At 60.4% G+C, this 25,160-nt stretch carries 20 protein-coding genes; 9 read left to right on the plus strand and 11 right to left on the minus strand.

The window, feature by feature from the left end; translation table 11 throughout:
* Positions 1–53: 53 nt before the first annotated feature.
* The 7 genes from BMH52_RS22295 (at position 54) to BMH52_RS22325 (ending at position 7,069) form a co-directional block, all read left to right on the plus strand.
* Positions 54–980: a glutamate/aspartate ABC transporter substrate-binding protein gene (locus BMH52_RS22295; protein WP_005785249.1), complete on the plus strand. Its 927-nt coding sequence runs from the start codon at positions 54–56 to the stop codon at positions 978–980.
* Between the two features lie 194 nt (positions 981–1,174).
* On the plus strand, positions 1,175–1,921 hold the full coding sequence (locus BMH52_RS22300) for an amino acid ABC transporter permease (RefSeq protein ID WP_014717132.1): 747 nt from the start codon (positions 1,175–1,177) through the stop codon (positions 1,919–1,921).
* Positions 1,921–2,592 (plus strand): amino acid ABC transporter permease, encoded by a 672-nt coding sequence (locus tag BMH52_RS22305; RefSeq protein WP_003188954.1) that lies wholly within the window; start codon positions 1,921–1,923, stop codon positions 2,590–2,592. Before BMH52_RS22300 ends, BMH52_RS22305 begins: the two co-directional genes overlap by 1 nt.
* Positions 2,589–3,323, plus strand: a complete 735-nt coding sequence (locus tag BMH52_RS22310) for an amino acid ABC transporter ATP-binding protein (RefSeq protein ID WP_003188952.1) — start codon at positions 2,589–2,591, stop codon at positions 3,321–3,323. Before BMH52_RS22305 ends, BMH52_RS22310 begins: the two co-directional genes overlap by 4 nt.
* Before the next feature lie 172 nt (positions 3,324–3,495).
* Complete coding sequence (locus BMH52_RS22315; RefSeq protein WP_014717131.1) at positions 3,496–5,397, plus strand: sensor histidine kinase; 1,902 nt, start codon at positions 3,496–3,498, stop codon at positions 5,395–5,397.
* The gene (locus BMH52_RS22320; protein WP_014717130.1) at positions 5,394–6,731 is read left to right on the plus strand and encodes a sigma-54 dependent transcriptional regulator; all 1,338 of its coding nucleotides are present in this window, start codon (positions 5,394–5,396) and stop codon (positions 6,729–6,731) included. The genes BMH52_RS22315 and BMH52_RS22320 overlap by 4 nt, the downstream gene beginning before the upstream one ends.
* Complete coding sequence (locus tag BMH52_RS22325; RefSeq protein WP_014717129.1) at positions 6,731–7,069, plus strand: GlpM family protein; 339 nt, start codon at positions 6,731–6,733, stop codon at positions 7,067–7,069. Before BMH52_RS22320 ends, BMH52_RS22325 begins: the two co-directional genes overlap by 1 nt.
* Before the next feature lie 118 nt (positions 7,070–7,187).
* On the opposite strand, the gene BMH52_RS22330 is transcribed toward BMH52_RS22325, so the two are convergent.
* The 6 genes from BMH52_RS22330 to BMH52_RS22355 form a co-directional block, all read right to left on the minus strand.
* Positions 7,188–8,585, minus strand: coding sequence for a sigma-54 dependent transcriptional regulator (locus BMH52_RS22330; RefSeq protein WP_014717128.1), 1,398 nt, complete (start codon positions 8,583–8,585; stop codon positions 7,188–7,190).
* The gene (locus BMH52_RS22335; RefSeq protein WP_032903293.1) at positions 8,575–10,353 is read right to left on the minus strand and encodes a HAMP domain-containing sensor histidine kinase; all 1,779 of its coding nucleotides are present in this window, start codon (positions 10,351–10,353) and stop codon (positions 8,575–8,577) included. Before BMH52_RS22335 ends, BMH52_RS22330 begins: the two co-directional genes overlap by 11 nt.
* Positions 10,353–11,477, minus strand: coding sequence for a GNAT family N-acetyltransferase (locus BMH52_RS22340; RefSeq protein WP_020301176.1), 1,125 nt, complete (start codon positions 11,475–11,477; stop codon positions 10,353–10,355). Before BMH52_RS22340 ends, BMH52_RS22335 begins: the two co-directional genes overlap by 1 nt.
* 92 nt (positions 11,478–11,569) lie before the next feature.
* Positions 11,570–12,463, minus strand: a complete 894-nt coding sequence (locus BMH52_RS22345) for a carboxylesterase (protein ID WP_058410457.1) — start codon at positions 12,461–12,463, stop codon at positions 11,570–11,572.
* Complete coding sequence (locus tag BMH52_RS22350) at positions 12,460–13,854, minus strand: aspartate aminotransferase family protein (RefSeq protein ID WP_003188936.1); 1,395 nt, start codon at positions 13,852–13,854, stop codon at positions 12,460–12,462. The genes BMH52_RS22345 and BMH52_RS22350 overlap by 4 nt, the downstream gene beginning before the upstream one ends.
* Complete coding sequence (locus BMH52_RS22355) at positions 13,847–14,551, minus strand: MtnX-like HAD-IB family phosphatase (RefSeq protein ID WP_020301178.1); 705 nt, start codon at positions 14,549–14,551, stop codon at positions 13,847–13,849. The genes BMH52_RS22350 and BMH52_RS22355 overlap by 8 nt, the downstream gene beginning before the upstream one ends.
* 241 nt (positions 14,552–14,792) lie before the next feature.
* Between BMH52_RS22355 and BMH52_RS22360 the strand changes: the two genes are divergently transcribed.
* Positions 14,793–15,563, plus strand: coding sequence for a MipA/OmpV family protein (locus BMH52_RS22360; RefSeq protein WP_073845067.1), 771 nt, complete (start codon positions 14,793–14,795; stop codon positions 15,561–15,563).
* Positions 15,564–15,697: 134 nt separating this feature from the next.
* Here the strand turns inward: BMH52_RS22360 and BMH52_RS22365 are convergent, their stop codons facing one another.
* The 5 genes from BMH52_RS22365 to BMH52_RS22385 form a co-directional block, all read right to left on the minus strand.
* Positions 15,698–16,102: an EamA family transporter gene (locus BMH52_RS22365; RefSeq protein ID WP_014717122.1), complete on the minus strand. Its 405-nt coding sequence runs from the start codon at positions 16,100–16,102 to the stop codon at positions 15,698–15,700.
* On the minus strand, positions 16,099–16,479 hold the full coding sequence (locus BMH52_RS22370) for an EamA family transporter (RefSeq protein ID WP_014717121.1): 381 nt from the start codon (positions 16,477–16,479) through the stop codon (positions 16,099–16,101). The genes BMH52_RS22365 and BMH52_RS22370 overlap by 4 nt, the downstream gene beginning before the upstream one ends.
* Positions 16,476–17,396 (minus strand): arginase, encoded by a 921-nt coding sequence (locus BMH52_RS22375; protein WP_032872911.1) that lies wholly within the window; start codon positions 17,394–17,396, stop codon positions 16,476–16,478. Before BMH52_RS22375 ends, BMH52_RS22370 begins: the two co-directional genes overlap by 4 nt.
* A 227-nt stretch (positions 17,397–17,623) precedes the next feature.
* Complete coding sequence (locus BMH52_RS22380; protein WP_058410460.1) at positions 17,624–18,277, minus strand: DsbA family oxidoreductase; 654 nt, start codon at positions 18,275–18,277, stop codon at positions 17,624–17,626.
* 58 nt (positions 18,278–18,335) lie between these two features.
* Positions 18,336–19,355: an alpha/beta fold hydrolase gene (locus BMH52_RS22385; RefSeq protein ID WP_019817689.1), complete on the minus strand. Its 1,020-nt coding sequence runs from the start codon at positions 19,353–19,355 to the stop codon at positions 18,336–18,338.
* Positions 19,356–19,545: 190 nt separating this feature from the next.
* Here BMH52_RS22385 and BMH52_RS22390 point away from each other — a divergent pair, with 190 nt between their 5' ends.
* Positions 19,546–25,116 carry a dermonecrotic toxin domain-containing protein gene (locus BMH52_RS22390; RefSeq protein ID WP_256575816.1) on the plus strand — a complete coding sequence of 1,857 codons (5,571 nt, stop codon included), beginning with the start codon at positions 19,546–19,548 and terminating at the stop codon, positions 25,114–25,116.
* The last annotated feature ends 44 nt before the right edge of the window (positions 25,117–25,160 follow it).

The raw sequence follows: 25,160 nt of genomic DNA on the forward strand, positions 1-25,160 counted from the left end.
AAGAGAGCCGTTCAGCTGGCTTCATAAAAAAAACAAATGTCGAGGAAGTATTGATGCGCATCGTTCCCCATATCCTGGGCGCAGCTATCGCTGCTGCTCTGATCAGCACTCCAGTTTTTGCCGCCGAACTCACCGGCACACTGAAGAAAATCAACGACTCCGGCACCATCACTCTCGCTCACCGCGACAGCTCCATTCCGTTTTCCTACATCGCGGATGGTTCGGGCAAACCCGTGGGCTACTCCCACGACATCCAGTTGGCCGTTGTCGAGCAACTGAAAAAAGACCTGAACAAACCCGACCTCAAAGCCAAGTACAACCTGGTGACCTCGCAAACCCGTATCCCGTTGATCCAGAACGGCACCGCGGATCTGGAGTGCGGCTCCACCACCAATAACGCCGAACGCGCCCAGCAAGTTGACTTCACCGTCAACATCTTCGAAATCGGCACCCGCCTGCTGGTCAAGAAAGACAAGGAAGGCAAGCCGTCCTACGCTGACTTTGCCGACCTGAAAGGCAAAAACGTCGTGACCACCGCCGGCACCACGTCCGAGCGCATCATCAAGGCGATGAACGCCGACAAGCAGATGGGCATGAACGTTATCTCCGCCAAAGACCACGGCGAATCCTTCCAGATGCTCGAAAGCGGCCGTGCCGTTGCATTCATGATGGACGACGCCCTGCTGGCCGGTGAAGAAGCCAAGGCCAAGAAGCCCGATGACTGGGTTATCACCGGCACTCCGCAGTCATTCGAAGCCTATGCATGCATGGTTCGCAAAGGCGACCCGGACTTCAAGAAAGCCGTGGATGACGCCATTGTCGCCCTGTACAAGTCCGGCGAGATCAACAAGATCTACGCCAAATGGTTCGAAAGCCCGATCCCACCGAAAGGCCTGAACCTGAACTTCCCGATGAGCGACAAGGTCAAGGAGCTGATCGCTAACCCTAGCGACAAACCAGCGCCAGAAGTAAAAATCTGATACCTGACTAAGCTTATGTCCTGAGGGAGCCAACCCTCCCTCAGGCGTCTGTAATTACCTGCTGGTTTTAACTTGGAACACTCGACCTGGCGGTTTTCGAGCCGATCGTGTGTGCCTGGCGTTCAACGTCAGGCGGGAACGGATCTTCCCCAAGCGGGTGCTTGTACATCGATCGATCTCGAGGGGAGACCCTAATGAATTACAACTGGGACTGGGGCGTGTTCTTCAAGTCCACCGGCGTGGGCAGCGAGACTTATCTCGACTGGTACCTCTCCGGGCTGGGCTGGACCATCGCCATTGCTGTCGTGGCATGGATTATCGCCTTGCTGCTGGGCTCCATTCTGGGGGTCATGCGCACGGTGCCAAACCGCCTCGTATCGGGCATCGCGACCTGCTACGTGGAACTGTTTCGTAACGTGCCGCTGCTGGTTCAGCTGTTCATCTGGTACTTCCTGGTACCGGACATGCTGCCGCAGAACCTGCAGGACTGGTACAAACAAGACCTGAACCCGACCACTTCGGCCTACCTGAGTGTCGTAGTGTGCCTGGGCCTGTTCACTGCCGCCCGTGTGTGCGAGCAAGTGCGTACCGGTATCCAGGCGCTGCCACGGGGCCAGGAATCCGCGGCGCGCGCCATGGGCTTCAAGCTGCCGCAGATCTACTGGAACGTGCTGCTGCCCCAGGCTTACCGCATCATCATTCCGCCGCTTACCTCGGAATTCCTCAACGTGTTCAAGAACTCCTCCGTGGCGTCCTTGATCGGCTTGATGGAACTGCTGGCGCAAACCAAACAGACCGCCGAGTTCTCGGCCAACCTGTTTGAAGCCTTCACCCTGGCCACGCTGATCTACTTCACCCTGAACATGAGCCTGATGCTGCTGATGCGCGTGGTCGAGAAGAAAGTCGCAGTGCCCGGCCTGATCTCCGTGGGGGGCAAATAATGGACTTCGATTTCAGCGGCATCATCCCCGCCATCCCGGGCCTGTGGAACGGCATGGTCATGACCTTGAAGCTGATGGTCATGGGTGTGGTCGGCGGCATCATCATCGGGACCATTCTGGCCCTGATGCGCTTGTCGTCCAATAAACTGCTGTCCCGCGTGGCCGGCGCCTATGTGAACTACTTCCGCTCGATCCCGCTGCTGCTGGTGATCACCTGGTTCTACCTGGCGGTGCCGTTCGTGCTGCGCTGGATCACCGGCGAAGACACCCCGATCGGCGCGTTCACCTCCTGCGTCGTGGCGTTCATGATGTTCGAGGCTGCGTACTTCTGCGAAATCGTACGAGCCGGCGTGCAGTCGATTCCCAAGGGCCAGATGGCGGCGGCACAAGCCATGGGCATGACCTACGGCCAGACCATGCGCCTGATCATCCTGCCCCAGGCGTTCCGCAAGATGACGCCGTTGCTGCTGCAACAGTCGATCATCCTGTTCCAGGACACCTCCCTGGTCTACACCGTGGGCCTGGTGGACTTCCTCAACTCCGCCCGCTCCAACGGCGACATCATCGGCCGCTCCAACGAGTTCCTGATCTTTGCCGGTGTCGTCTACTTCATCATCAGCTTTTCCGCCTCGCTGCTGGTCAAGCGTCTGCAAAAAAGGTTTGCCGTATGATCTCTATCAAGAACATCAACAAGTGGTATGGCGACTTCCAGGTGCTGACCGATTGCAGCACTGAGGTTAAAAAAGGCGAAGTGATCGTGGTGTGCGGGCCGTCCGGCTCGGGCAAATCCACCCTGATCAAATGCGTGAACGCGCTGGAACCGTTCCAGAAAGGCGACATTGTCGTCGACGGCACCTCCATCGCCGACCCGAAGACCAACCTGCCAAAACTGCGTTCGCGCGTGGGCATGGTGTTTCAGCACTTCGAGCTGTTCCCGCACCTGACCATCACCGAAAACCTGACCATCGCGCAGATCAAGGTATTGGGCCGCAGCAAGGAAGAAGCCACCAAGAAGGGCCTGCAACTGCTCGACCGCGTGGGCTTGTCGGCTCACGCCCACAAGCATCCTGGCCAACTCTCCGGCGGCCAGCAACAACGTGTGGCGATTGCCCGCGCCCTGGCCATGGACCCGATCGTCATGCTGTTCGACGAACCGACCTCGGCGCTGGACCCGGAAATGGTCAACGAAGTGCTCGACGTGATGGTGCAACTGGCCCACGAAGGCATGACCATGATGTGCGTGACCCACGAGATGGGCTTTGCGCGCAAAGTGGCCGACCGCGTGATCTTCATGGACGCCGGCAAGATCATCGAAGACTGCCCGAAAGAAGAGTTCTTCGGCGACATCAGCGCCCGCTCCGAACGTGCGCAGCACTTCCTTGAGAAAATCCTGCAGCACTAAAAGCAACACATAGCTTGCCCTGTAAAAACTGGACCAATGTGGGAGCGGGCTTGCTCGCGAATGCGGCATGTCAGTCACTGATGCATCAACTGGCAGACTGCATTCGCGAGCAAGCCCGCTCCCACACTGAACCGCGCAGGTTGCACGCTCTGGTTGACCCAAGGCATCTGTGATGAAATGCGACCCCAATCAATATCGCGCCGCGCCGCCATCACTTGCCGTGAAGCCTCGTCTGATACGCCAACTGTTCCTGCCGCCGTTGATCATCGCCCTGATGGTCGGCCTGGGTTATATCGGCTTCTGGGTCAGTGACTACTACGGCATCCGCACCCTCAGCGACAATGGCGAACGCCAGTTGGAGCTGCACGCCCGCACCGTCGAAAGCGAACTGAGCAAGTACACCTACCTGCCCAGCCTGCTGGAACTGGAGTCCAGTGTTTCCCAACTGCTCGCCGACCCGAACCAGGAAACCCGCAAGACGGTCAACGACTACCTCGAAGGCCTGAACCGCCGCAGTCGCAGCCGCGCTATCTATGTGATGGACACCACCGGCCGCGTACTGGCCACCAGTAACTGGCGCGATGCCGACAGTTACCAAGGTGAAGACCTGTCCTTTCGCGCCTATTTCCAGAATGCCGTACGCGGCCAGCCCGGCCGTTTCTACGGCATCGGCAGCACCAACGGCGAGCCCGGCTATTACCTGGCCCATGGCCTGGAAGAACACGGCAAGATCATCGGCGTCGCTGTGGTCAAGGTACGCCTCGAAGCGCTAGAAGAGCGCTGGCAACGTGCGCGCCTCGAAGCTTTCGTGAGCGATGAGAACGGCATCATTATTCTTTCCAGCGACCCGGCGCGTCGCCTCAAGGCCGTACGCCCGCTGAGCGATGACACCAAGGACCGCCTGGCCCACAGCCTGCAATATTACTGGGCGACGCTCAATGAACTGCAACCCCTGGCCCGTGAGCGCCTGAACGAAGGCACCGAGAAACTGACCTTCCCGGCCAACACCGAAGTGGTCAACGACCAGCACGCGGTCAGCTACCTGGCGCAGACCCGCCCGCTGAACGACACGCCGTGGAACTTCACCCTGCTCACCCCGCTCAACGACCTGCGCCGCGCCGCGATCAACCAGGGCATCCTGGTGGCCGTCGCCTTCGGCCTGGTCGCCTTCCTGCTGATTGCCTGGAACGAGCGACGCAAGGTCATCGCCACCCGCCTCGCCGCACGGGAAGCCTTGCAGGAAGCCAACAGCCAGCTTGAGCGTCGGATTGCCGAACGCACCGCCGACCTGCGCGCCAGCAACGAACGGCTCAAGGGCCAGATTCGCGAACGACGCCAGGCCGAAGAAACCTTGCGCCGCGCCCAAGACGAACTGGTACAGGCCGGCAAACTCGCGGCCATCGGCCAGATGTCCACCAGCATCGCCCACGAACTGAACCAGCCGCTGGCGGCCTTGCGCACGCTGTCGGGCAACACCGTACGCTTCCTTGAGCGCGGCGCCCTGGACACCGCCAGCACCAACCTCAAGACCATCAACGAACTGATCGACCGCATGGGCCGCATCACCGCCAGCCTGCGCTCCTTTGCTCGGCGCGGCGACGACCAGGGCGAAGCCAGCCTCGGCAAGGCCGTGGACGCCGCGTTCCAGGTGCTCGGCGCGCGCCTGGACAGCCTGCCGTTGACCGTGCACCGTGACTTTGCCAACGCCCAATTGCAGATCGACCAGACCCGCCTGGAGCAGATCCTGGTCAACCTGATCGGTAACGCGCTCGATGCCATGCAAGCCCAAGCGGTGCCGCAACTGTGGCTGGAAGGCCAGAGCGGCGATGGCAAATACCGCCTGTTGGTGCGTGATAATGGCCACGGCATCGACCCCGAGGCGCGCAAGCATTTGTTCGAACCCTTTTTTACCACCAAGCCCGGCGAACAAGGCCTGGGCCTGGGCCTGACCCTTTCCGCAAGCCTCGCGGCCGCTACCGGCGGTAGCCTTGCCGTGGAACATCCGGCCAATGGTGGTACCGCCTTTGTCCTTAACCTGCCATTGGTGGGCGCTCAACGAGCTGAGTCGACATGAATACACAAGCCCAAGACCTTACCGTCCTGATCGTCGAAGACGACCCCCACGTACTGCTCGGTTGCCAGCAAGCACTGGCGCTCGAAGACATCACCAGCGTCGGCGTGGGCAGCGCCGAAGAAGCGCTCAAGCGCATCGGCGAGAACTTCGCTGGCATCGTCATCAGCGATATCCGCCTGCCGGGCATCGATGGCCTGGAACTGCTGACCCGCCTCAAGGCCATGGATAAAAGCCTGCCGGTGGTGTTGATCACTGGGCATGGCGATATCTCCATGGCGGTGGGCGCCATGCGTAACGGCGCCTACGACTTCATGGAGAAACCCTTCTCGCCCGAACGCCTGGTGGACGTGGCACGCCGCGCCCTGGAACAGCGCGGCCTGGCGCGGGAAGTCTGGTCGTTACGCCGGCAACTGGCCGAGCGCGACTCGCTGGAAGGCCGCATCATCGGCCGCTCGCCGGCGATGCAAAACCTGCGTGAACTGATCGCCAACGTCGCCGACACCTCGGCCAACGTGTTGATCGAAGGCGAAACCGGCACCGGCAAGGAACTGGTCGCGCGCTGCCTGCATGATTTCAGCCGACGCCATACCCACCAGTTCGTCGCGCTCAACTGCGGTGGCCTGCCGGAGAACCTGTTCGAAAGCGAGATTTTCGGCCACGAGGCCAACGCCTTCACCGGCGCCGGCAAACGTCGCATCGGCAAGATCGAGCATGCCCATCAAGGCACGCTGTTCCTCGATGAAGTAGAGAGCATGCCAATCAACCTGCAGATCAAATTGCTGCGGGTGCTGCAAGAACGTACGTTGGAACGCCTGGGTTCGAACCAGAGCGTGGCGGTGGATTGTCGGGTAATCGCTGCCACCAAGTCCGACCTCGACGAGTTGAGCCGCGCCAGCCAGTTCCGCAGCGACCTGTACTACCGCCTCAATGTCGTCACCCTGGAGCTGCCGCCTTTGCGCGAGCGGCGCGAAGACATCCTGCAACTGTTCGAACACTTCCTGCAGCAATCGTCGCTACGCTTCGACCGGGCGGTGCCGGAGCTGGACAACCAGACCCTGTCCAGCCTGATGAGCCACGACTGGCCAGGCAACGTGCGTGAGCTGCGCAACGTCGCCGAACGTTTCGCCCTCGGCCTGCCCGCCTTCAAGAAAAGCGGCGCCGGCAGCGGCAACCAAGGGGTTGCCTTTACCGAGGCGGTGGAAGCCTTTGAGCGCAACCTGCTCAACGATGCCCTGCAACGCAGCGGCGGGAACCTGACCCAGGCCAGCCAGGAACTGGGGATGGCCAAGACCACCCTGTTCGACAAGGTCAAGAAATACGGGTTGAGTCACTGATGGATCTGTTCCTGAAGGCTGCACTTGGCGCCGCAGTGGTGCTGATCCTGGCGGCGCTGGCCAAGACCAGAAACTATTACATCGCAGGCTTGGTGCCGCTGTTTCCCACTTTTGCGCTGATCGCCCATTACATCGTCGGCAAAGGCCGAACGGTTGCGGACTTGAAGACCACGATCCTGTTCGGGATGTGGTCGATCATTCCGTACTTTGTGTATTTGGCGACGCTGTATGTGATGGTCGATCGGCTGCGGTTGGAGGCATCGCTGGCAGTCGCCGCCGTGGCCTGGTTGATGGCCGCGACGGTGTTGGTCAGCGTGTGGGTACGCCTGCACACCTGACACAACGCGGAAGATCGTTCCGCGTGGGAATGCAGCCAACGACGGCGTCCACGTGCGTGACGCAGAGCGTCACCAGAGGCACTCCCACGCGGAGCGTGGGAGCGATCATGACAGTGTGTCAGCGGACTATTTTGTCGACCTGAATCCCCAGCTTCTTCAGGCGATACCAGAAGCTCCTCTCGGAGATCCCGATCCGCTGCGCCGCCGCAGCCTGCACCCCATTGCTCTCCTGCAACGCCGCCAGAATGTAGGCTTTCTCCACCTCAGCCAGCGCCGCATCCAGATCCCGCGGCACGCCCGGCCCGTCGCTGAGGATCGCGGTCACATCGCCCTCGCTTGGTTTGGAAGCAAACAGATACCCCGGCAAATCAATATCTTCGATCACCGATGAAGCCGCCACGATGGTCGCGCGCTCCACGCAGTTTTGCAGCTCGCGGATGTTGCCCGGCCAGTGATACGCCGCCATGGCCTGCAAGGCCTCGGGGCTGAAACCGGTGATGCGCTTGCCCGTGGTGGCGCTCAGGGTGTGGGCGAAGTGGCGCGCCAGGGGCGCAATGTCTTCCACACGTTCGCGCAACGACGGCAACGGAATCGGGAAGACATTCAGGCGGTAATACAAGTCTTCGCGAAACTCCTTGGCTGCCACCGCATCCAGCAGGTTCTTGTTGGTGGCGGCAATTACCCGTACATCCACCTTGCGCTCGCGGGGGTCGCCCACCGGTTCGATAACCCGCTCCTGCAAGGCGCGCAGAATCTTGGCCTGCAACGCCAAGGGCATATCACCCACCTCATCCAGAAACAGCGTGCCCTTGTCGGCCTGCATGAAGCGCCCTACCCGGTCAGCCACGGCGCCGGTGAACGCGCCTTTGCGATGGCCAAACATCTCGCTTTCCAGCAAGCCTTCAGGGATGGCCGCGCAATTGACCGCCACGAAGGGTTGGTCGGCACGGCTGCCATGCTTGTGGATGGCGCGGGCGACCATTTCCTTGCCAGTGCCGCTTTCGCCGGTCAGCAGGATAGTAGCGTTGCTGTCGCGCACCGAATCGACCGCCTGGAGCACTTGGCGAAACGCCGGGCTATCGCCCACCAGGCTGTCGAACTGCGCATGCTCGTCCAGCTCGGCGCGCATGCGCGCGTTGTCGCGCATGATGTCGCGAAACTGCAGGGCCTTGGCCACGGTGATGTCCAGCTCGTCGATGTCGAACGGCTTGGCAATGTAGTCATAGGCACCGTTACGCATCGACTGCACGGCGTTTTTCACCGTGCTGTAGGCCGTCATCACGATCACCGGCAAGGTCGGATAACGCACCTTGATTTCGGCCAGCAACGCCGGCCCGTCCATGCCCGGCATGCGCCAGTCGCTGATGACCAGGTCGATGTCCTCCTCCCCCAGCACCTTGAGCGCATGCAGGCCATTGCCCGCGCTGAACACCTGGATGCCGTTCTGGCTCAAGGCCTGGGTCAGCAGATCACAGAGCTTGGGCTCGTCGTCGACCACCAATACGTTATGCGTCATGCCCTTCCTCATCTTCACCGTCGTCTTCACCGTCAGCCGGAATGTACAGGCTGAAGGTCGCGCCGGCATCTTTCTCACTGGCGCATTCGATGCTGCCGTCGTGACTTTCCATGATCGAATAGACTTTGGCCAGGCCCAGGCCTGTGCCCGAGGCCTTGGTGGTGACGAATGGCGTGAAGATACGCTCCACCATGTCCGCAGGGATGCCCTCGCCGGTATCGGCGATGCTGATCACGGTGTTGTCGCCCACGCTGCGAATGCCCAGGGTCAGGCGCCCGCCGTCGGGCATCGCGTCGATGGCGTTGAGAATCAGGTTGAGACAGGCCTGCTTGAGCTGCTTGGCATCGGCGTAGATCGTCGCGCCAGGCGCCTGGTCGTCGATCTGCGCGTCAATGCGATGGCTGCTCAGCTCCGGGCCGCAGAAACCGAGGATTTCTTCCACCAGCGCGCGTGCCGGTTGCTGCACGCGTATCGGCGGGTTGGGCTTGGCGAAATCGAGGAACTCGGTAATCAGCTCGTTGATGCGGCTGACTTCGCTGATGACATATTCCAGGTGACGCTTGTCGGTTTCCGCCAGGTCAGCGCGCCGATGCAACAGTTGGGTGGCGGTCTTGATGATGCCCAGTGGGTTGCGAATTTCGTGAGCCAGGCCCATGGCGACTTCACCCAGGGCATGCAAGCGGTCACGCCGGCGCAGTTGGGCTTCCAGATGATGCAACTCGCCCAGGCGTTCGGTCATGTGGTTGAAGGTGCTGCTCAATTGCGCCAGTTCGTCACCGCCACTGACCACCACACGGTGTGCATAACTGCCCGAGATCACCGCATCCACGCCCTGGGACAAATCGCGCAGAGGCTTGGTCAGGCGCCGCGACACCAACAACCCAGCCGCCAATGACAGCGCCGAGCTGACCAGGAAGATCAGCACGAACAGGTTGCTCTGGTTCACCAACCCCACCAGGCTGGTATGGCGTAGCAGGCCGCTGAAGATCACGCCTTGCAACTCACCGGCGTCATTGAAAATCGGCCAATACAAACCGCTGTACTGGTTAGTGAACTGCTCGCTGGGCTGCTTGGTGCTGCGCAGGTAGGCCTCGACATTCTTGGGGATGCGCGAGGGATGATTGGCGAAGCGCTGGGTGGAAAATATTTCGGAAAAACCGGCAGGGTTGGCCAAATACAGACGCAGGTCGAGGGAATGCACATCGGCCACGCTGGTGAGGAAACTGCTGTCCAGGTAAGTGGCGACCAGCAACAAGTAATCAACGCCGTCACGGCTGGTTTCGAAGGTCGACACCACCAGGCCCGTGCTCACGCCGGCGACTTGCACGGTTTGCAGCACCGCGTTGCTGGTGAGGTTGATCTGCCTGACGATGTCATCGGCGGCCGTGCTGAACATCACTTTACGGTCGCTGGTGCGAATCAGTGCGACCACGTCGATATCGGTGGCATCGGCAATGTCGGCGGTGAGCCGGTCATGCTTTTCGGCATTTTTGGACGACGGCGGGCTGGTATAGCGCAGGAACAGCTTGGCCATGCGCGCGTTGTCGTGAAGGATGTCGCCGATTTCGTCCTTGACGATCTTGGTCGACTCTTGCAGCCAGATACGCACGTTGCTGTCGAAAATCTGCGACAGCGTGGTGGCAGCCAGCTCAGCCGCGATCATCGTAGGAATCACGCTGACCAGCCAGAACGCCAGCACCAGCTTGCGCTGGACGCTCCAACGCGAAATGGCAAAGGGGCGGGCTTTCTGGCGGGTCTTGGTAATCATCAGGTTTCGCTTATCGCAGCAGCCATGGCAGGGTCGGAACGATCCGGTCGAATAAACAGTTTTACAAGCTTGAGCAGGCCGTTGACCAGCCAGTTACGGTGGCGGAAGAACAGGCTGTTGCCCTCGAACTCGCACCCCAGGCGCAGTTTACTGGCATACCCGGCCTGGCCGCACTCGTACAGCGCAATACGGTGTTCAATACAGTAGTCGACATTGGTCAACCAGCTACGGAAGTACAGGTTGTACTCGCGGCTGAACGCAAGGTCATGGCCAAAGAACTTGTCCACCAGCCGATGCTCATCCAGCAGGATCAGGTTGAACGCCACCAGGCGCTCGTCCACCCAGTACAGAACACAGACCGCCCGCTCGTGCAGGTGTTCGAGCACCCCCGTGAAGTAACCAGCGGGCAGGCGCTCGAACTGCAAGTCTGCGCGCGCGAGCGTGGCCTCGTACAGGCGCATGACCTCGGGCAGCACGTCATCGATATTGCGCCGCCACTCGACCCGCGGCCCTGGTGCGCGCAGTTTGCGGCGCAGGTCCTTGCGCGTCGATTTGCCCAGCGACCCCAGGTAGGCATCCACCGAGCCATAAGGCAGGGGCAACACCCCCGTGGGCAAACTGGGCATGCTTTGAAAGCCTGCGGCAAGGCAGCTCTGGGCCCAATGCGGGTCGTTGGTGGGCGCATCCTTGACCGCCAGCAAGCCGATACCGAGCGCGTTGGCATCGCTGCGCGCAGCCGCCAGTAACTGCTGCAACAGCAACGGGCGCCGGGATTCGGCCACATGGCTGGCGACACCGGCATCACAGCGCTCAGCCACCGGCGAACCGATGGCGTACAACGCCAGTTGCAAAACACCAGGCCACAGCCGCTCCAGGCGCTCGGTCAAGCGTTTGCCGGCCCCCGACAGCGTAGTGTCGAGGCGATAATGGGTGATGAACGCGGCAGCCACGGCCACCAGCGTTTGATCCTCGAAGACCGCCAGGTAACGCCACTGAAAGTCATCGATTGCGGCGTTTTCCACGGCCAGGTAATAGTCCCAATCCTCCAGGGCACCGGGAAAACAGTCGTTCCAGGCATCGCGCTGGATAGCCCGGATGGTCGGGAAGGCTTGGGTGGTTATCACAGATTGCCCTTATTTCAATGGCGAACGCCGATCCAATGTGGGAGCTGGCTTGTCGGGTCGCCGCATCGCTGCGATGCAGGCGCCGCGGTGTATCAGGCAGATTGCAGTGATGCCATCGCCGGCAAGCCAGCTCCCACAGGTGCCTGCGTTGGCTTGAAGACTGCGTGCTGCTCGACAAACCTGGCACTCAACTCGATCACCCGGCGGTACTGCAAATCGACCGTGATCATGTGGTAGCAGTTGTCCAGCAGGATCTTGGTCACCGGCCCGCCGAGGTGGCGCTCCACGTAATCGGCGTTCCAGCGGCTGGTGATGTCGTCCTCGATGGAATGCAGCACCAGCGCCGGCACCTTGATCTGGGGCATGCGTTTCTTGACCACCGCGTTCATGCGGTGCAGCTCGCGCACGGTGATGCCTTCCATGGTCAGCAACCCCGCCTCACTGCTCTCGCCTTCCTTCATCTGCCGCTCGACGATGGCCCGCAGGCGCTCGTTCTTAATGCCATAGGGCGGCTTCTCTTCGAAGCTGCAAATGTGCACGCCGAACGGAATCTTCATCAGCAAGGGCGTGAGAAACGCCAGTTTGTTGATGCTCCAGCCGTCGTACTTCAAGGTGGTGGAATACATCAGCAACCCGGCGACTTGCCCTGGGTGTTCGGACGCCACATACATCGACATCACCGCGCCCATGGACAAGCCACCGACAAACACCTGCCCGTGGCGTTGCTTGACCTGTACGAAGGTCTTGCGCACGCCTTCGTACCAGTCCTGCCAGCCGGTGGCCTGCAAGTCGCTGTTGTCGCCGCAGTGCCCGGCCAGCGTGGGCACATACACCGTGCAGTTGCCCGCCTTGGCCAGGCCCTTGGCGACCTGGCGCAACTCGGTCGGTGTGCCGGTCAGGCCGTGGATCAACAGGATCCCGACCGGACCATCACCGAGAACGAAACCGGCAGTACCTTCACCGAGGTCGATCCCTTGAGCATTCACCGCGTGGTTGCTCGCACCAGCAGTTGCTCGAGCAACTTCAGGCCCAGATCGATTTCCGGGTAGCTGATTTCCAGGGACGGCGCCAGGGTGATCACGTTCTTGTAGTAACCGCCCACATCGAGGATCAACCCGAGCTTCTGGCCGTCTACCAGCATGTCGCCTTTCATGCCTTCTTCGACCATGTAGTCCAGGGTCGCCTTGTCCGGGGTGAAGCCATCCGGGCCGCAGATTTCGCAGCGCAGCGCCAGGCCCAGGCCGTCCACATCGCCGATGATGGGGAAGCGTTTTTGCAAGTCTTGCAGGCCTTCCAGGAAGTATTTGCCCTTGGCCATGACCATGGCGCCGTAGTCGACTTCGCTGGTCATCTTGAACATTTCCAGGCCCACCGCGGTACCCAACGGGTTGGAGGCGAAGGTGGAGTGAGTCGAACCTGGCGGGAACACCTTCGGGTTGATCAACTCTTCACGGGCCCAGATACCGCCCAATGGGTTGAGACCATTGGTCAACGCCTTGCCGAACACGATCACGTCCGGCTGTACATCGAAGTGCTCGATCGACCAGAGTTTGCCGGTGCGATAGAAGCCCATCTGGATTTCGTCGGACACCATCAGGATGCCGTGCTGGTCCAGGACGTGCTTGAGCTCGCGGTAGAAATTCATCGGCGGGATCACGTAGCCGCCGGTGCCCTGGATCGGCTCGACATAGAAAGCTGCGTATTCGCACTGGTTGGTCTTAGGGTCCCACACGCCGTTGTATTCGGTCTCGAACAAGCGGGCGAACTGCTGCACGCAATGGCTGCCGTACTCTTCCTTGGTCATGCCCTTCGGGCCACGGAAGTGGTAAGGGAATGGGATGAAATTGGCGCGTTCGCCAAAGTGGCCGTAGCGACGACGATAGCGGAAGCTAGAGGTGATCGACGAGGCGCCGAGGGTGCGCCCGTGGTAGCCGCCTTCGAAGGCGAACATCAAGCTTTTGCCGTTGCTGGCGTTGCGCACCACCTTCAGGGAATCTTCGATGGACTGCGAACCGCCGACGTTGAAGTGCACACGGCCGTCGAGGCCGAACTTGTTCTTGGCATCGACCGCGATCATTTCCGACAGCTCGATCTTGCCTTTGTGCAGGTACTGGCTGGCGATTTGCGGCAGGGTGTCGATCTGCTTTTTCAGCGCGTTGTTCAGGCGCGGGTTGGCATAGCCGAAGTTGACGGCCGAGTACCACATCTGCAGGTCGAGGTAGGCCTGGTCTTCGGTGTCCCACACATAGGAGCCTTCGCAGCGGCTGAAAATACGCGGCGGCTCGATGTAGTGAACGGTGTCGCCGTAGGAGCAATACTTGGCTTCTTTATCCAGAAGCACCTGGTCTTCAGCGGTAGCGATACGGATATCAGACATGATGGAAGAGTTCCTGATTGTCAGAAGAGGTGTTGAAGGTGGTGGCGTTGGCGGCGAGGCCTTGTGGCAGCTTGGCCAGCAACGCCGGCACTTGCGCAAAGCTGTCGAAGCGCGCATGAGGAATCTGGTGGGCGACGCAGTAGTCGGCGAGGCTGCCCTTGGCGAACACGAAGTCGGCGGTGGAGGCCACGCACATGTCGGACTTGCCGTCGCCGATCACCAGCACGCGCTTGTTGCGCGGCGTGGATTTGCACTTGCAGTTGCCGGCAGCGGCGCGACAGGCATCGCTGGCATACGGGAAGTCGATGCGCCAGCTGTCCTGGTCGACCTGGCGCAGGCGGTTGGCGAGGATCGGCAACAAGGTCACGTAGTTGCGCGAAAGGATGCGGGCAATGCCCTGCTCGATGCCATCGCTGACCACTTCGATGGAAGCACCCAGGCCCATGACGTGATCGACAAAATCCGGGAAGTCCGGGTCGATCTCGACGCTGTCAAAGTACGCCAGCAGTTCAGCCGGGGTGGCCTTGATCAGCGCCAGTTGGCGGCTCAGGCATTCGCGTGAACCGATATGCCCATCCAGCCATTCCTGCTCAATGGTTTCCCACTCGGGGCCGGCGAAGCGTTGGAGGACGTTGTCGATGACATCCGTGGGAGTAATGGTCCCGTCGAAGTCACACACGATATGCCAGTTGATCATCTGCCTTTCCTTTAGGTAAAGGGCCTTGGAGGAGCGCGCTGTCTGCGCTTGCCAAGGGATAGAGCAGGGACTGTGCCAACTGGCCAAAACCCCGCAGGGCTGGGGGTGAGCGCGAAATGCGCAGCGATATATGTCGCAGGAGCTACAATTTTTGTAGCTTGCTACAAACAACATGAGTGCTTGCGCAGGCGCGTCGGTTTGCGCGTTCATGCGCGCCTGCCCACCTTCAGGAAACGTCTCCATGTCCAAGCTCGCTGCTGCTGTATTCACCGGTTTACTTGGAGGGTGGGGCCTTTGCAGTGCCGCGTGGGCAGAAGGCATCACGGGCGACGTGGGCGCGGGCCTCAGCTATCAGCCCCACGACCCCAGCGCCAGCCGCTACGAAACCCGGCCTGTGCCTTACCTGGACCTGGATTGGGGCGACGTCAGCCTGAGTACCGATGACGGCCTCACCTGGAGCGCCCTGGATACACACGGCCTGACCGCTGGCCCCTATATCAACTACCTTCCGGGGCGTACTTCCAACGGCGAATTGCAGGGCCTGCGCAACGTGTCGGACATGGCCGAGGTGGGCGGCTTCGTCCAATACGCCCCGGCCAATTTCTGGCGGGTCTATGCGCAATTGGGCCAGGCCGTGGGCGGCGGGCATTCCCAGAGCGGCGCCCTGGGCAAAATCGGCGGCGAGCTGGGTTACCCCGTGGGTGGCGGGATTATCGGCAGCAATAGCCTGGTTGCGCATTTTGCCGATGCGCGCCAGACCAATACCTTCTTCGGCGTGGACAACAACGAATCCGTCGCTTCAGGCTTGCAGCCCTATAACGCCAGCGGGGGCTTCCAGAATGTGACGCTGAGCCAAAGCTTCGCCTTCCCCCTGGCGCCCCATTGGTCGCTGCTGACCAGCGCCAGCTGGGTACACCTGGTGGGGTCGGCGGCCAAGAGCAGCATCGTCAAGGAGGCTGGCCATGTGAATCAGGGCCAGGTGCAAACGGCGATCAGCTACACCTTCGACTGAATTACACGGGAGCAAAATTGTGGGAGCGGGCTTGCTCGCGAAAGCAGTGTGTCCGTCACCCGCTACTTAACTGACCCACCGCATTCGCGAGCAAGCCCGCTCCCACATTGAGCCTGTGTTTCATAACACTAACTTCAGTGTTCTTCGCCTTCAGCCAACAGCGCGATACCACCGATAATCACCACCACGCCCACCCAATGCAGCACGCTGATGTGCTCGCCCAGCCCCAGCCAAGAACCCAGCAATACGGCCACAAACACCAGCGAACTCAGCGGAAACGCCAGGGACAAACTGCTACGCCGCAGGATCAGCATCCACACAAAAAACGCACCCAGATAGCTGGCAATCGCCGCCAGAATCCCCGGGTTGCGCGCTACGTCCGCCAGCCATTGCCAACTGAAGTCCATCGGCCCCAACTGATCGCCGGCCACCTTGGTGAACAACTGCCCGGCGCTTTCGGTGGCGATCAGCAGTGCCCATAGCACCAGGGTGCCAAGCCGCCCATGCAGCCAGCCGGTATTGATTGTTTGCGTTGTCATGCCTGATTCCCCGCGATTGCTACCAACATCACACCCAAAGTGATCACCAATGTGCCCAGCCAGCGACGTCCGCTGACGGTTTCCTTGAGCACCACCCTGCCCGCCAACACCACCAGGCAATAGGCCAACGCCGCCAGCGGAAACAGCAGACTCAAGGGCGCACGGGACAGCGCTTCGAGCCACACAAAAAACTCAATCACATAGGCGCCGACGCCGGCCCACAGCAGCGGCGCATTGAACACCTGGCCCCAGAACGCACGCAGGCGAAAACCGCCATCGAGTTGCGGCAAACGGTCCACGCCCAATTTGAAACACAGCTGGCCAATCACATCGAGGACGATAGAAAACGCCAGTAACAACACCACGGTCAGGGTCACGGGAACAGCTCCTCAAACAGGTCGATCAAGGCTTCATTGGTTGCAGCATTGCGCTGCAAGTCTTGCGGGCTCCAGCGCTCCGGTGGCGGCTGGTCGGACTTGGCTTCCCAGCGCTTGAACGCGTTGCTGAACGCCGGTGTGGCGAACTCACCGCAGATGTCGATGCCAATGATGCGTTTACCCGCCGCCAACGCCCGCAGGGCCTGGAGCAAATGGGTCAGGCGCATGCCGCCCTGATCCCAGTTGGTGGCGGCGTCTTCACTGGCCAGCACATCTTTGTCGATGGTGATCCAGATCGCCTCGGTGGGCAGGCTGGCAATCATCTGGTCGAGGAAGGCTGCCCAATCCAGGTCCGCCAGGTTGCGCCAATGCAGGTGGTTTTCCTGTTGCTGGTGGCCGGCGCCGTCCCCCACCCGGCCCCAGACCTTGGACGGCGGATGCTGCCAGGGAAACAACTGCAAACGCCCGCGCTTGAGGGCGCCAAGGTTGCCGCCGCGCAGTTGCGGGTTATGCAGGTCATCGCTGCACGGGCCGAGGGTGACGATGCGTTGGATCGCCGGCATCTTCAGCGCCCGGTTGACCCACGAACCGCAGTGCCGCTTGGGCGCAAAGCGCACCCAGTCGGGGTGGTTGTCAAAGTGAATCAGGCTGACAGGTTCCTTGAGGTCGGCCAAAAACGCCGGCGTAAGGTGGTGATAATCGCCGGAACCGACAAACAGGATTTCCGGGCGCGCGTCACGGGGCCGTGGCCGTTGGGCCAGGCGCTCGACGAAACGCTTCCAGGTTTTTTCGGTGGACCACAAACGCAATTTCGGGCCCAGGTCCAGCAGGTCCAGGCGCGTGGCCCGACCGCTGGCCAACCGCCGGGCAATCGGTGCCTGGCCGGTGAGGCTGTGGTCAAGGTCTAGAATGTTCAAGGTAAGTTTCACCCCTAATGGCAGCGCCCAACCGCAGGCCGGTTGGGCTTTAGGGGGGTAATGCAAGGGATGGGCCAGCGCTTGGATGAGCGCCATGTTTGCAAACAATGAGTATCACGTGTGGGAGCTGGCTTGCCTGCGATAACGGTGTGTCAGCCAGCCCATTTGCAACTGACAGTCCGCTATCGCAGGCAAGCCAGCTCCCACATTTTGCTCCGTGCTCGGCCTCAGGATTTCGATTCGTTGATAATCTGGCGAATCGCGCCGACGAAGGCTTCCGCCGGTTGCCCACCGCTCACCGCATATTGGTCATTGAAGACAATGGTCGGCACCGAACTCACCCCACGAGAAACCCACAGCTGTTCCTGCTCGCGGACTTCGGCGGCGTATTCATCGCTGGCAAGAATCTCGGCGGCGCGCGCAATGTCCAGCCCTACGCTCTCCGCGATGATCGCCAGGGTCGCGTGGTCGGAAGGGTCCTGGCCGTCGCTGAAATACGCCTTGAACAGCGCTTCCTTGAGGTTGTATTGCAAACCTTCCAACCCGGCCCAATGCAACAGGCGGTGCGCGTCGAAGGTGTTGTAGATACGGCTCTGGCCGTCGGTGCGGAACGCAAAGCCCAATGCGGCGCCCATGTCGCGGATACGCGCACGATTAGCCTGGGACTCTTGCGCCGTGGAGCCGTACTTTTCGGTGATGTGCTCGACGATGTTCTGCCCGATGGCGGGCATGTTCGGGTTCAGTTCGAACGGCTGGAAATGAATCTCGGCCTGCACTTCGCTGCCGAGCTGGTCGAGGGCTGCGGTCAGGCCGCGCAGGCCGATGATGCACCAGGGGCAGGATACGTCGCTGACGAAATCGATTTTCAGGGGAGTACTCATGGTGGGCAACCTCGCGTGCAGTCATGCGCATACATAAAGGTTGCACGATACACCACCTTCACAGCACCTTCGAAGGCTCGCTCAAATCGATCTGCGCCCAGTGCGCGGCATCCTGGCGATGGGCTTGCAGGTAGGGCAACACCGCCGCCAGCAAGGGCGCCTTGAACGCTTCCTGAAAACGGTGGGCCAGGCCGGGAATCAATTTCAACTGGCTGCCCTGGATATGCGCGGCCAGATGCACGCCGTGCATTACCGGCAACAACGGGTCGGCGGTGCCGTGTACGACCAGGGTCGGCACCCGCAGCTGGTTGAGCAAGGGCACACGGCTCGGCTCGGCCAGGATCGCCATGATCTGGCGCTTCACGCCTTCGGGGTTGAAGGCGCGGTCATAGGACAGCGCCGCCTGGTGCAGCAACGCCTGGCGATCGTCCTTGATATCCGGGCTGCCCAACGCCGCGAGCAAGTCTGCCTGTTGCTCCAGCGCCACCTCACGATTGGGCGCGCTGCGCCGCGACAGCAATTGCACCAGGGCTGCGTTCGGTGCGGGCAGGCCCTCGGCGCCGGAGCTGGTCATGATCAGGGTCAGGCTTTCCACACGCTGTGGCGCCATGGCCGCCAGGTGTTGAGCGATCATGCCGCCCATGCTTGCGCCAAGGACATGGAATTGCTGCACCTGCAATGCATCCATCAAGCCCAGCGCGTCGTCGGCCATGTCGGTCAACGTATAGGGTGCCGCCACCGGCAAACCGAGCTTGTAGCGCAGCACTTCGAAGGTCAGGTTGGCGCTCGCCGGCGCCTGCCGCCAGGTGGACAGGCCGACGTCGCGGTTGTCGTAGCGAATCACCCGAAAGCCTTGTTCGCACAGGGCCACCACCACTTCATCCGGCCAGTGAATCAACTGCCCGCCCAGCCCCATCACCAGCAGCAACGCAGGGTCGGACGCACGGCCGATACTTTGATAGGCGATGCTCACCTGAGCCAGGTCGACCGTTTGGGTCGGGACATTGACATCACACCGAGAAGCCGCAAAAGACGGCAGGCCGAACAGGAGAGCGGCCACTAAAAACAACGCACGCATGAAAAACACCAAAACGCAGAACCCCAGTAGAGCGCGAGTCTGATGAAGTTTGTTCAAGCGCGCTGCCACAGTTCGATGACAGTTTGATGAAGAGTGCCCAGCGGTCATGTCGATAGCTATGTGCCGCAGCCCACTTGGCATGTCGATCTCTAATAGGGCTTTGGCCTTTTAGATAGAGCGAATCCGCCCCATGCCTTCTTCCATTGCCCTACCTCCTGCGACACACCCACTGATGCAACCGGCCATCGACGAACACCTGCTCGCCGATGCCACGCAATGCTTGCAGAACTGCCGCGCCGAGCTGCTCGTGCTAATGGAGGGTATCCCGACGGTGCGCGACACCATCAATCGGATGCTCCAAGCGCAGCTTCAATTGGACGGCGAGCGCGTGGCACTGGAGTTTCCCGCCACCGAGCGACGTGGGCGCAGCCGCATTGTCCTGACAGATGCCTGCCTCTATATGCAACAGCATCCGGCCCTTGATACAGCGCAGGTGCCGGACGCACGTGTGCTCAACCTGCCGCAGTCCCACGCGTTGTCGCGCTACACCGCGGCGATGCTGCTCGACGAGCTCAAGGGCCTGGACCTGGAACAAAGCCTGGATGACCACTGGCTGCGCTACTGGCGTACAGAGCGAGCGCCCCGCTCGCCGGTAACTTGCTACAAGCGGGTGCTGGAGCTGTACCGGATTCACATTGAAGCCAGCGCTGAGCGGTCACTCGCCTCGGGGAAGGTGCATGCCGAAGTCCTCGATCCCGTGTTTTCCCTGCTCCATCCGCAGTCGGCTACAGCGCAGACACCTCGCCGCTACACCGAACACCTATTTCTCAAGCCCCACGACGCCCCAGCCATCGCCCTGCCTGGTGCCTGGGTATTGAGCCTCGATACGGAAACGCCGGCCAGTCAATTGCTGTACCTGCCGACTCAGGTTCCGACATGGAAGGTATTGAGCAGACGCGAAGACCTGGAACGCTGGCTGCTCGACCGACAGCAAACGCTGTTCGGCATCACCGAGGTCGATCCTTTGGCAAGGATCGACTACAAGGCCAGCCACAACCCGCTGGAAACGGGCATCACCCTTTGGCTGAAACAATTGACCGAGGCGCAATATCAGGACGCTCTGAGCCCGCTTGCGAACGTACAGATCCACGACGCTTACTTGGCCCTCCAGCACGTCGACCGGCTTGATGACATGCGTAAAACCCGCTGTCTGTTTGCCTCGGAGCCTGAACACCCGGAATCGGCCGTCGGCACCACTAGCACCCCACCCGTTCCCCAATTCGGCCGGCTGCATAACGGTGTCGATACCCGCCAACGCAAAGCTTTGATCGAGCACCAACGGCGCGCCCTGGAAAACCTGTTGGGCAACGACACTCCAACGAGTGAGCGCTGGCAGTCATTCAAGCAACAACTGGACGCACTCAAGGCGCTACAACACGCTGCCGAAGCGGCGGCGCGGGCCATGCTCAACCGAGCGCCACTGGATTTCGACACGCTCAACACCCACTACACTGCGCTGTACCAGGCACGTTTGCAGGGGGTGAAGACCGAAGCGCGTATCCAGCGAACCCTCGATCAAATAAGTGAGGACGAACTGCAACTGATCGAAAACGCCCTGGCCGCACCCTCGCCGGATGTCGTCGCGTTGACCTTGTCGGTCACTCAAGCCGGGAATCCAACGCCTACCCGCACCGAACTCAACGGGCCACTGGTTTTCCTTCCACCCCAGGACGAATCCACGGCCGGGACACGTGAAGGCGTGCATATCATTTACTGGCCCGGCAGCGACGGTGGTTTGCAGCGTTTCTCGTCGCGCCAGGCACTGGAGGATGGGATATTTGGCATCCAGCCCGAGGATCAACAACTGGCGCTGCAATTCACGACACTGACCCAGGACCCATTCGACTACAGCTTGAGCAGTCAACAGGCCGCCTTTGAAGAACAGGCCGCCCGCGTGCGCCAGACGTGGTCAGCCGATGAACACGCGTCACAGCGCGTCGGTGAACTGGAGCAACGGGTTGAGCACACGCTGCCTGGCTTGCTGGTGCCCGAAAACTCGGCGCGTGAGGCGGCGTTTCTGCTACTTGTCGAACAACATAATGCGCGGCTGCTGGCCGAACGACTGCCGTCATGGCTGATCACTCAACCCGTTGAAAAACGCGAGGCATTCAAGGCTCTGCTACGCGCCTATATACCGGCGCTGAACAATGCCCAGACGCTGCTGGAGCGCTCCCTGCCACCGCGTGACGCGTTCGTCAGGCACAAGCTCGATGCGCGTATACGCAAGGATTTTTCCATCCGCAAAGGCTTTACTCTTCAACTGGAACTGCCTGACTCGGTGGAGCAAAAACGCGACATCATTGCCGGCGCCGCACCGGGTACTCCGGTCAAAATCATTGATGTACCCAGTGCCAGGCGCAGCCAGATGACGTTGGACGACCTGGCGCTACGCAACATCGACGCCGAACTGAGCCAGCGCCTGGGGTTCGTGACTGTCCAGGTGACGGCCGACGATGTCGAGGAGCGTGACACCCTCAAGGCTGGCATCACAAAAAGCTACCTGAAGAATCTAGTTACCGGCCTTGACCTGGCTAAACAGTACGAAGTCCGCATCCTCGACGCGTTCAAGGGCGCCCAGGGCGAATCCATCCATCAAAAACTCTACCGCCGCGAATGCCTGGTGGAGCCTTTGCGCCTGATGCTCAAAACGCAGGGCATATTGGCGCACATGCAGAACCACATCAGCGCCGACGAAGTACAGGTGTTGAACACTGCCATCGACGCCGATACCCAGGCCGCCTGGCACGCCAGCGCGAAGCGCATCCGTCTGCTGCCGGCTCATCTGAGTGTTGGTGGTGCGGACACCCGGCAGGAGAGCCAGATTACCCTGTCGGGCATCACATTCATCGAGGAACAAAACTCGGGCAGCACCTTGCTTTACCTTCCGGACGCGCCTGACGAACGCTACCTGCGCCGTTATGCCAATCTTGAGCAGGCGCGCATTGCCCTGTTCGAACTCTGCCGTCTCGACAGCATGGCGCTATACGTGGCGGGTCGCGCAATCAAGGGTGATGTGCGAGCACACCTGGGTCGTATCGACCATGCCACCGGTAAAGGCTACGACGCGATGATACAGGCCGGACTCCCCTGGCCAGTCACCACTTCGTTGGCCGCCCATCAGTTGAATGCTCAGATGGGCCGTTTGCTGGAAGCGCATCGTAATGATGCGCGATCCAATGATGACCTGGCCCACGAAAAATATTCTCTCAAAAGCGGCAAGGTGTTCAACGGCATCAAAATCGCTCTGTCGTTCGTACCCTTTATCGGCACTGCAGTGTCCCTGGCAGACGCCACTACCAGCCTGTATCAAGCGGTAGCTGCATTCAGGCGCGGTGACACCGGGCATGGCATCGAACAATTGGCCTCGGTGTTCGAGTGCCTGGTATACGCGGCGATGGATGCCCTGGCACTGGCTGCCGTACCCGGCTCACGCGGCAGTTCGGCCCGGCGATTGAGCGCCGCACACCAGCTCAAGCATCCGCGACGCCCAAACTTTTGGCGCTCTGTCAAAACACACCAGCGCACAACCGCACGCCAGCGTTTTGCCGGTTACGAACACCCGCATATCTTCAGTATCGACAGCCTGCAACCGGTACATACCGGGCCTTATCGCCATACCCTGCGCCACACCTCTGGCGAGCATTTCATCCTCAGTGAGGGGCGCTATTACAACGTCAAGTTTGACCCAACGGCTCACGAGATGCGTCTGGTCGCCAAGGGCAAGTATTACTCCCCGGTCGTTGCCCTGGACCACGCGTTGCAGTGGGACACTTACTCGGCACTGCATGGCGGCCACCTCACGGGTTATGGCGGCGGCAGCAGGCGCACAGGACGTGGCGCATCGCGGGCGCGGGCCAACGTGCCAGCAACCGTCGCTCGGCAACTGCCTGCAGACGCGCTTGAGGTCAATATGCAGCGCCTCGAACTCGGCCAATCCCTGCAAAACCAGGCCCGTGCCTGTTACGGTCAGGTCAGCGAGACCACCAGCAAGCTAAAGAAATTTGCCAGCGACTATCCGGCCCCGTCAGACGTATCACCACAAAAATTAACGGACAGCAAAATCCTGGATATCGCGCTGACCAAAGACGTCGACGATGCCAAGCACCTGTATGCATCGTTCGAAACGGCTAAACAGCGTCAAGTGCATATTCGCGACCTCGACTATTCCGAGGAACTGAACCGGACAGCCCACATCGTAGCGGACCGCCTGAACCACCTGATCCAGAATGCAAAAGACCGGGCCGGTGTGCTTATCGATCGAATCATCGAGATCAACCACCAACTGAACCGCTCATCTCACACACCAGGGGCTCTTCAAGCACTGACCCAAGAAATCAGACAGTGTCGCCTGGACTTGCTCGATGAGCTGAACCGGATAGAGGCCTCGATGAAAGACATGAGCACGTGGGTCAAACGCATCACCGTCAGGCACACGCGCACGGAGGTCTCCACCTACTTGGATGCCTGGAAAAACAGGTTTACCGACCTGCGCATGGCGAGCACGAGAAGCAGCAATCTCATGCAAGCGCTCAGCCTGCGGCCAGACACCTTGAGCATTGACTGGCTGTTTCTGGAGGCCGCAGTGCATCGAGCCAGAAGCAAGTTCGATCGTGCCGTCACCAGCCACATGACGTTGCCCGATGCCAACATCAGCCGTGTCGAACGCAACCGGGTCCTGCAAAACTGCATCAAGGTCTATGAAGACTTGTCGCTTGACTTGATAACCTGGAACGAAAAATCGCCCAGCCATTTCGACCAAAGCTTTCTGGCGCTGCTGCAGAAGGATCTTGCCCGCCTGATACGAAAAGCCCAGCGCACGATAAAAAAGCCCGCTTCCCAGTCAACATCGAACACCACCCAAACGGTGTTTGAGACTGAAGAGGGTCAGTTATTGATTGGTATCGAGAAGCCGGCCGGCCAGCAGTCGCCGAGGCAATTGATCATCAACGATGCGGATGGGGCGACTGTTGAAGTGTGGGACAAGATTGGCGACAGCAACACCTTTCGCTTGAACACCAACCAAAGCCGAACGGTTGCCGCCCCACCGAAGCTCCCCACCGACGTAAACGCCTTGCTCGCCAACGCCCGTGCACGCTTGGCGGCGGCGGATGCCTTTGAAAATAAGGTGCGAAGCTACAAAACCATGGAACCGATCAATCTTGAACATATGCTGGTGACCGAGGCCAACGATCTGCGTGCCCGCGCCAGCAAAGTGCAGAGCCTGGATGCAAACAACCCGATCATCGAACAACTGAACACTCGAGCCAGTGCGCTTGAAAAGTCCGGTGAAGCGTTGCGTATCACGCGCAGCCTGCAAAGCAGTACGCCTACCGAGGGCTACCTGGATTACCTGATGGGCAAAGGTCGCGTGGTAATTCGCAAGAAAGGCACACGGCAAAAAATGCGCGAAAAGCGTCCCGATGGACAAAACGACTACCTGCAAGAATATGAAATATACGAGGCGAGCAAGCAGGCGAAAACCGACAAACCGATCTGGTACGCCCATTTTCATTACGATGCGCCGAACTCGGCATTCGACAGTTTTCGCAAAGCACATTTAAAGCTGCAACATCAGCAATATCTCGGGATGAAATGGCAAGCCGCCAAAGAGGGTGCTGGCGCTGCCTTTGCCGACACCAGGATCTGGCGCGGCAACATCGACAAGTCGATCGCCGAAACCCACTTCCTGCCATTGGGTTGACGCCGTTACGCTGCGGCCAACATGAACAAAGCTCAATGCATTAT

Origin of the sequence: Pseudomonas sp. BTN1 (assembly GCF_001907715.1) — a bacterium.
Lineage (GTDB): Bacteria > Pseudomonadota > Gammaproteobacteria > Pseudomonadales > Pseudomonadaceae > Aquipseudomonas > Aquipseudomonas paracarnis.